The 781-nt window shown below is 70.2% G+C and carries 1 protein-coding gene and 1 tRNA gene; one reads left to right on the forward strand and one right to left on the reverse strand.

Annotation, left to right across the window (positions count from 1 at the left end):
- Window positions 1-10: 10 nt before the first annotated feature.
- Window positions 11-86, forward strand: a tRNA-Lys gene (locus HA630_RS00460).
- Window positions 87-180: 94 nt separating this feature from the next.
- On the opposite strand, the gene HA630_RS00465 is transcribed toward HA630_RS00460, so the two are convergent.
- Window positions 181-781 (reverse strand): DUF4113 domain-containing protein (locus HA630_RS00465; protein ID WP_166832019.1); only part of this gene is annotated, 601 nt, incomplete at its 5' end.

Below are 781 nucleotides of genomic sequence, written 5' to 3' on the forward strand. Positions count from 1 at the left end.
GTTTCCGGTGGGGTCGTTAGCTCAGTTGGTAGAGCAGCGGACTTTTAATCCGTAGGTCGCGTGTTCGAGTCACGCACGACCCACCATACGAATCAAGCACCTGTGCGGTCCGCCCAGGTGCTTTTTTCTTGCCTCGGCTTATCGCGGTCATGGTGTACGTGGCTTCTCCTGTGCTTGTGTTCAGGCCAGGGTCAGCAGTTCGTCCCAGCGGGTGGTGTAGCGCGGCGAGCGGCGCTGCTGGCGCATGGCCCAGCGCGGCGGGGCCGCACGGCGCAGGGCGGCGCTGCCCAGCGCCACGGTGCCCGGGCCCCAGCGGGCGTTGAGAGCGTCCAGCGTCTGCATCAGCCGGTGGCGCTGGCCGGCGCTGGCCGGGGCCGTCGGCGCCCAGGGCAGCGTGGCCTGGCGTTCCGACGCCGGCTCCAGCCCCAGCAGCAGGACGCCGGCTTTGGCGTAATCGACCCCCGGGCGGTAAATGGCTTCCAGCGCCCGCAGGGCGGCGGCCGCGATCTGAAGCGTGTCGGCCGTGGGCTGGAGGGGCACGGCCAGCGCCCGCGCGTAGTGTGCCGGCCGAAACGGGCTGGAGCGGATGTAGGTCTGCACCAGCGTGGCGTGGCTGCCCTGGCGCCGCAGCTTCACCGCCGCGCGGCCGGCGAATTCTGTCACCGCCTGGCGCAAATCGGCCAGGTCGGTCACGGTCTGGCCGAAGCTGCGGGTGCAGGCGATGGCCTGTTTGGCCACGTCGGCTTCGTCCAGCGCCAGGCAGGGCACACCATTCAGTTCG

The organism is Aquabacterium sp. A08, from assembly GCF_011742065.1.